Below are 7,478 nucleotides of genomic sequence, written 5' to 3'. Positions count from 1 at the left end.
AACTGCGACACGGCCTTACCCATGGTGAAGCCAGCGAACTGGATGAAGGCGTAGTACACGCCGAGCGAACCGCCCGAGGTGCCGCCGTCGGTCGGGTTGATCGACGAACCAACCAGCGCCGGGGCCGCACCAGCGTTGTTGAGGGCCAGCGTGCCGGTATAGGCGGTGCCGCCGAACCCGGAACCGGTGCCCTGATAGCCGCCCGTGGTCCAGGAGAACGTCGCATCGAAGAAGGTGCGGACGACGCCGTACTCGGTGGCGGTGCGCGTGTCGATGTTGAGATCTTCACGAGCGCGCATGGTGTAGTAGTTGCTCAGGCGATTGCGCCCGCTGGCGGGAGAGGCAGCCTGGGTGCCGTAAATGCTGTTCGTGTTCAGCCCGACTTCAGCACGCAGATAGCCACCCAGCTTGATGCAGGTGTCAGTGCCCGGGATGTAGTAGAAGCCAGCGCCGTACAGCGAGCAGACCTTCACGTACTCGACCGCCTTGGCCTTCACGGGAAGATCGGCTGCGAACGCGCCGGAGACAGCCATCAGGCCGGCGGCCGAGCCGAGAAAGAGCGTCTTCGTCAACTTCATTAGTAAACCTCCAAGTCGATTCAGGGGGCTCGGCTCCTCGGCGGAGGCCGCTTCACCCTCTTTAATTTCCGTTCAATTCAGGTCCGCACTGAAGGTCCGGACTGAAACGACAGTGAGGTGCCCCCCCTCCGTCGTGACTCACGTATAGTTTATAAAAACAATCGCCTCAATTTATTGATTTGGTGAATCGTAAGTTAGGGACGGGATGTTGCCCGAAGGCAACAGGAGTGCCAGTGCACCAAGTAAATATAAGATAAATAACAAAAAAAGCCCTCAGGGGGCATCCCGAGGGCTTCCTTGGAGATCTCACATTGCTGTCCATCGAGACGGTCAAGAGCAGCAAACCTTGAGTGTCAAAAGCCGTAATTTAATTAATTGTTTTTTGCAAGCATTAATGGAGGCGATCGTTTCCGCGATGCGACGCCGGCACCAGCATCGTCCGTGCGCGATATTGGAGACGTCTGCCAAATATCCCGGTACAAAGACTGATCTGCTCCTCCTGAACGAAGTCGGGACCGACATGATCGAGAAGAAACTCGGCAGAGCGATTACTGACTTCATCTGGAACGTGGTCGAAATCCACTCTCAGCTGGAGGACATCCACACCAGCTGGGCTGGACTGCTGGGCATTACCGAGCCGCAATGGCTGATCTTGATGGCAATCACCGAACTGGACGACGGGCGCGGCGTCGCCGGGATCGACATTGCGAACAAGTTACGGGTCCACCCGGCCTTTGTGACCAACCAGACCAAGAACCTCGAAAAGGCCGGCTTTCTATCGCGGCGACCGGGAGCAGACGACGCGCGCTTCGTCCTGATGTCACTTACGGCGAAGGCGACAACGGAAATCGAAAAACTGTCCAAGAGAAAGCTCGCCTTGAATTCGACCATGTTCAACGAGCTCGACGAGAAAACCTTGGCTGACTTGAACGCCGCGCTCGCAACGATTGCCAAGAACGCCCGGCTGGCTGCACGATTGCTGGCTATCGACGTTTCGTGATCCGCAGATGCCGGGCGCGGATTAAGCGCCAGAGCCGGACGTAATTATACGTCGCGCCGCGCCAGGATCGGCCTGCGCGCAATTCTCCCTCACACGACTAGAGCCATTTCCGTTCCGATGGAATCGGAACGGGGCTCTAGATTTTTGTTTTGACGCGTTTTCTTTACGCGAAGCAGCATCCACTTCGCTCGAAAACGCTCTAGAGATAAACCAGGGGATCAAGCTGACGGGCAGCTCCAAGCTTGCTGTCGAGCCAATCGAGAATGAAGTCGTCCACGGCGATGAAGTTCTCGACCTCACCCAGAGGGTGCGGGATGCGGTTCGGCACGACGACCGAGCAATCAGCTCCTGCCTGGCGATAGCCGGCTTGCAGCTCGAGAGCATCCTGCTCCCATATCATCGAGCGACTCCCGACAACCGTGAGGAGCGGGCATGGTATTCGACGCGACGGCAGCGACGAACCTGTCGAGGTCCCGTCATGGACGGGCTGCCCGAAGCCGGTCATCCAGCGCAGTGATGCGCGACGTATGGCCGGCGTCAAAAGGCCGCCGTCGCACACGGCGGCAGCTATCCTGCGATCCGAGCGGGCAAGGCGGGACGCATGAATGGCGCCGGCCCCTTCGCCATAGATCGCGATCCGCTGCGGGTCGACATCCGGGCGAGCCTCCAGGTAGTCCAACCAGCATTGAAGCACATGCTCCGGCTTGAAAGAGCGCCGAACGGATGAGTTGCCGGCATCGATGAGCAGGAGCGACATGTTCCGGCGGAGTGAGGCCGGCAACAGCCTGCTCATCATCGATCCCAGTGAGATTTCCTCGTCACTGACGCAGATTACGGCGGGTGCGGAAGGTCCATGACGGAACGCCGGGAGAAAAAAGCCGGTCAACGCCCCTTGATCAAGGCAATCAATCTGCACGCGCTCAATCGCTGGACCAGCGTCATCCTCGAAGCCTCTCAGGCCGATACCAACCTTGTCCGCGAGGTCGGCGCTCTCGATATCTCCTGGACAAGCCAAACTTCTCGCGACTTCAAGGGCCGTCAGCGAGCACAGCCACGCTTCCCGTGCAGTCTGAACGGAAGTATCGCGCGCGGATTCGGCGAATGCCTGGTAGTCGTCTGCGATCCTCAACCAGTCCGAAATCCACAGATGCCTGTGCGCCCCACGCGCAAGCTCTGCGATGGACAAGCTTTCGAAAAATCCGGACGCGCGATTGCGCAGGCATGCCAGGCTTCGGCCGGCGCCGTCGCACGAGCCGTGCGGCCAATGATCCCCTTCCATCTCAATCCCCGAACGGCGCCGTCAGCGGTTGCCCGGACTTGTGCCCGGATTTGCCCACTTCGCTTTCAGCGCTGCGCCCTGCTCGTCTGCTCGATGCGATCACAGGCGTGCCCGATTGCGTCCAACGGCCCCATACGCCGCGTTCGCTCCACCCTTCGGCGCGACGAGACCCAGCCTGATGATGGCTCCAGCTTCGCTTCGCGCGGCGAAGGCACCGAACGAAACGGTCACTACTCCAAAAGAGTCGGCTTCGATGCACGATCCACGCCGGCTCATCTCATTCGTCACGTCTCAGCTCCGTCGCTGACATGCAGTTGTAGGGCCACCCACTCTGCTACTTTTGTGATGCCAGCTTTGTCGTTTTTTTGTTGCGATCGACGAAAGAGAAGCGGCACGCCTGTGTCGCATCTCATCGTGAATTCGCGATACGGCAAAAGATGCGGCGGATTGCCGCTGCATCAATGCCGGGCGTCTTCGCCGCGAGGTTTTCCAACTGTCGACGTACAATGTTGGCGAGACGAACCAACAGCGCCGCTCATCCGCACGTAGCCACGAACTCACAGCGAGCTCCGTACTGCAAGCGTGCCGACATTGCCGCGTCCGACGCAACCCGGCGCGCGAAACATGGCAACACACGATGACGCCTCTCCTGCTGAACCGGGGCGAGATGTCACATTTCCGAATTTCGGTAAAGTCGAATCATTTTGACGATGGCGGCATGGGACGCAGCACGAGCGGTGTTGTCCATCGGCAATTTGAGACCATGTCGCGCAAGGGCCGTTACAGAAGAAGCCCGGATGGAGCGACTTGTCCGCCGTCGCTCGAGGAGCAAAGGCGGAAGCGCAATCCGGGTCACATCGCTAGGGACGCCGGTCCCCGGATTTCGCTTCCGCTCCATCCGGGCTTCGGGACGGTCACGCTGTTTTCCGCCGGGCAGCACGCCGGGACTGCCAACTGAACTCTGGCGCCTTGTATGCATTATCCCAGTTGCCATCCCCTGCCAGTTCGCCTTACATGCCGCCAACTCACCCTCGGATGACGCCGGGGCTCAAAAATCGCACAAGTTGTCGAAGGGACGGAATATGGCGCGTAACATTCTGATTCTTGGGGCTTCCTACGGCTCCCTGCTGGGAACGAAGCTCCTGATGGCGGGGCACAACGTCACCCTGGTCTGCCGCGCCAAGACTGCCGCGTTGATCAATCGCGACGGTACCGAGGTGCGCATCAAGTTGCGCGACGAGGCGGGGCACCGTGCCATCTTCTCGCGCGACCTGCCCGGCAAGCTCGACGCGGTGACGCCGGCCGATGTCGACGTCTCCCGCTACGACATGGTCGGCCTTGCGATGCAGGAGCCGCAATACACCAATCACACGGTCCGGGTTCTCATGGTCAAGATCGCCGCGGCGAAGCTGCCGTGCCTGTCCATCATGAACATGCCGCCGTTGCCCTATCTGAAGCGGATCCCCTCGCTCGCAGGCATGGACCTCGAGGAGGCCTACACCAATGCGCAGGTGTGGGAGCGCTTCGAGCCCGGCCTTGTGACGCTGTGCTCGCCCGACCCGCAGGCCTTCCGCCCGCCGGAAGAAGCGGCGAACGTGCTCCATGTCGGCCTGCCCACGAACTTCAAGGCATCGGCGTTCGCCGATGAGAAGCACAACAAGGTGCTGCGCGAGCTCGAAGCCGACATCGACGCGGTGACGCTCGACGGCCACGACGTGCCGGTGAAGCTGAAGGTATTCGACTCGCTGTTCGTGCCGCTGGCGAAATGGTCGATGCTGCTGACCGGTAACTACCGCTGCATCACGCCGCACGAGCCGCAGTCGATCCGCGACGCCGTGCATGGCGATCTCGCGCGCTCGCAGCAGATCTACGACCATGTCGACGCGATCGCCCGCCGCCTCGGCGCCGATCCGCAGGACCAGGTCCCCTTCGCGAAATACGCCAAGGCCGCCGAAAGCCTGCTCAAGCCGTCATCGGCCGCGCGCGCGGTCGCAACCGGCGCGCCCTTCATCGAGCGCGTCGATCTGCTGGTAAAGCTGATCTCGCATCAGCTCGGCGTGCCCAATGCCGAGATCGACCGCACGGTCGAGACCGTGGACCAGAAGCTGAACGAGAAGATCGTACAGGGTGGATCCGGCGCGCAGTAGCGGGCCTCTCCGGTCCCTGCCCGGCAGCGTCCGCGCTCAGGCGCTCAGAAAAGATTGAAGCCAGATCAGGCCGGTCACGGCGACGAGCGTGACCGCGCCGGTGCGCGTCACGATCGCAGAGTGTCTCAGCCGGGGAGCGCCGTACGTCGAAGGCGCATGCCAAGCTGACGCGGCAGCGGTCTTATGTTCGCGAGTACGTCGGTTGAACTTCAATGCGCCGCGAACGACGCGGACGATGGTTCCCGGTGTAACGCGCGAGCAACTCGATGTGCGATCTGTTTCAAATGCCCGCGATCACGCAAACGTGTCGTCGCCGCGTGCGCGAGCGCGCACATGGTAGGTATCACGACTGCGTGAGAGAAAGCATGTCGCTCATTATATCCCGACGCCGCATAACGCCGAAACAAGCCCGTTTCGCGGCGATTTGAGCCAAAGCAGTCGAGGTCTCTGCAGGCAGTCGTCTTGAAGAGGCTCGCGATCGCCATTCGCGATCATTCATTTGCGCAAGCGCTGCATGCGCCCGCATCAGGCCCGGCTTCTTGTCACTTGGACATACGCGCGCAACATGCGCTTGCCAAACTATCAACCGGCGCGATGCGCTTCGTGCCGGTTCTTCGGCGAAGGATTCCAAAGCAGTCGCTCGATAAGCCGACAAAAAACAGAAGACCAAGAACAACAAAAATGGATCAGGCGATGCTGAGCGTCGTCCGCGCGGTAGAGGCAGGCGCGACGACGATGAAGGGCGTGATCGACGCCACCGGACTATCCCGTCTCAAGATCGAACGTGCGTTGAATGCGCTGGAGAAGCAGATGCTGCTGGTCCGCGATAGCCAGGGCTTTCGCGCGACCGGCCTGCCGAAAACGCCGCGTCCCGCCCGGGAATGCGGATCGTGCAATGCCTGCTGCGATATCCTCGAGGTGGCCAGCGTCGACAAGCCGGTGAACCAGCTCTGCAAGCATTGGCAGGCGGGCACCGGATGCACCATCTACGACCGCCGTCCGCAGATGTGCCGGTCATTCGTCTGCGCCTGGCTGCAGGGCCATCTCGACGACAATTGGTTTCCCGCGAAGTCGGGCATCGTGGTGCATTTCAGCCAGGACGCCGTCAACGTGACGGTCGACGACGATTGTCCCGATCGCTGGCGCGAGGAGCCGTATTTCAGCAAGCTGGCCGAATGGTCGCTGAACGGGATCAGGCGAATCGGAAATCGCGGCTACGCGACCCTTATCGTCTCCGGCGCCGACCGGTTCCTGCTGCTCGGACGCACCGTCGTTCCTGATCCGACGTTGTTCGGAATTGCGTTCCTGCCGCTCACCGCCGACACCTTCCGGTTCTGGCGGGCGACATCGCAGGAGCACTTGCAGCGGCTGCACGAGCGCATCGCCGAGATCGAGCGGATCAGGCAGGAATTCGGGTCCTGCACGATTCCCGGGAACGAGGACGACGATCCGCAGCCTCCCTACCGGCCCGCACTTCTAAGGTTGTCGAATCACGCCTGAACTCCGCCGTGGGCAACGCGGCATGATTCGCGCTGTAGCGCTCGACGCGCCCCGGCCGGGTTGATAAGCCCCTGTCCGCGAATGACGGGGACTTGAGTCGGGGACATGACGGTTGCGATCGAGATGGGGCAGACCACGGCAGGCGCCGTGGCGGCCATGGACCTCGAGGAACTGCTGGCGACCCGCCTCCTGGTGCAGGGCAATTCGGGCTCCGGCAAGTCGCATCTGTTGCGGCGGCTCTTGGAACAGAGCGCGCCCTGGGTGCAGCAGGCCATCATCGACCCCGAGGGCGACTTCGTCACGCTGGCCGAGCGTTTCGGCCATCTGGTGATCGATGCCGAGGATCACACCGAGCGCGGCCTCCAGGTCGCCGGCGAGCGCGCGCGGCTACATCGCGTTTCCACCGTGCTCAATCTCGAAGGGCTCGACGCCGAGAACCAGATGCGCCGTGCGGCGGCCTTCCTCGGCGGGATGTTCGACGTGGACCGCGACCGTTGGTACCCGATGCTGGTGGTGGTGGACGAGGCGCAGCTGTTCGCGCCAGCCGTTGCGGGCGAAGTCTCGGACGAGGCGCGCAAGCTTTCGCTCGGTGCGATGACCAATCTGATGTGCCGCGGCCGCAAGCGCGGCCTTGCCGGCATCATCGCGACCCAGCGCCTGGCCAAGCTCGCCAAGAACGTCGCGGCCGAAGCCTCCAATTTCCTGATGGGCCGGACCTTCCTCGACATCGACATGGCGCGGGCCGCCGACCTGCTCGGCATGGAGCGGCGGCAGGCCGAATCCTTTCGCGATCTCGAGCGCGGCCAGTTCATGGCGCTCGGCCCAGCGCTGTCACGACGCCCCTTGCGTTTGAATATCGGCGCGACCGACACCCAGCCGCGCAACTCCACGCCGCGGCTGATGCCGCTGCCGGAAGCCACACTTGAGGATGCGCGCGCCGTGATCCTGGCCGCCCCGCCGCCCGATGCCAGCCG

At 62.0% G+C, this 7,478-nt stretch carries 6 protein-coding genes; 4 read left to right on the top strand and 2 right to left on the bottom strand.

The window, feature by feature from the left end; genetic code table 11:
- Positions 1 to 578 (bottom strand): porin (locus tag AC630_RS39990; RefSeq protein WP_143198688.1); only part of this gene is annotated, 578 nt, incomplete at its 3' end.
- 520 nt (positions 579 to 1,098) lie between these two features.
- Here AC630_RS39990 and AC630_RS39985 point away from each other — a divergent pair.
- Entirely contained in the window at positions 1,099 to 1,578 is a 480-nt protein-coding gene (locus AC630_RS39985; RefSeq protein WP_074123838.1) for a MarR family winged helix-turn-helix transcriptional regulator, read from the top strand.
- Between the two features lie 199 nt (positions 1,579 to 1,777).
- Here the strand turns inward: AC630_RS39985 and AC630_RS39975 are convergent, their stop codons facing one another.
- Positions 1,778 to 2,857 (bottom strand): alpha/beta hydrolase family protein, encoded by a 1,080-nt coding sequence (locus AC630_RS39975; RefSeq protein ID WP_074123836.1) that lies wholly within the window; start codon positions 2,855 to 2,857, stop codon positions 1,778 to 1,780.
- A 1,082-nt stretch (positions 2,858 to 3,939) separates the two neighbouring features.
- On the opposite strand from AC630_RS39975, the gene AC630_RS46020 reads away from it, so the two are divergent.
- The 3 genes from AC630_RS46020 to AC630_RS39960 all read left to right on the top strand — a co-directional run.
- Entirely contained in the window at positions 3,940 to 5,004 is a 1,065-nt protein-coding gene (locus tag AC630_RS46020) for a ketopantoate reductase family protein (protein WP_074123835.1), read from the top strand.
- 681 nt (positions 5,005 to 5,685) lie between these two features.
- A complete protein-coding gene (locus tag AC630_RS39965; RefSeq protein ID WP_074123834.1) occupies positions 5,686 to 6,504 on the top strand; it encodes a YkgJ family cysteine cluster protein in 819 nt (272 codons plus the stop codon).
- 105 nt (positions 6,505 to 6,609) lie between these two features.
- The coding region (locus AC630_RS39960) for a helicase HerA domain-containing protein (protein ID WP_143198687.1) at positions 6,610 to 7,478 on the top strand (869 nt) is incomplete at its 3' end.

The sequence above is a fragment of the Bradyrhizobium sp. AS23.2 genome (genome assembly GCF_001908185.1).
GTDB lineage: Bacteria > Pseudomonadota > Alphaproteobacteria > Rhizobiales > Xanthobacteraceae > Bradyrhizobium.
Note: the sequence above shows the minus strand (reverse complement) of the source record. Positions and strands in the feature narration are given on the sequence as shown.

What these genes read in the sequence shown, in the direction of transcription:
- AC630_RS39965 (WP_074123834.1), top strand. Translation starts at nt 5,686, where the DNA reads ATGGATCAGGCGATGCTGAGCGTCGTCCGCGCGGTAGAGGCAGGCGCG.
- AC630_RS39975 (WP_074123836.1), bottom strand. Translation starts at nt 2,857, where the DNA reads ATGGAAGGGGATCATTGGCCGCACGGCTCGTGCGACGGCGCCGGCCGA.
- AC630_RS39985 (WP_074123838.1), top strand. Translation starts at nt 1,099, where the DNA reads ATGATCGAGAAGAAACTCGGCAGAGCGATTACTGACTTCATCTGGAAC.
- AC630_RS46020 (WP_074123835.1), top strand. Translation starts at nt 3,940, where the DNA reads ATGGCGCGTAACATTCTGATTCTTGGGGCTTCCTACGGCTCCCTGCTG.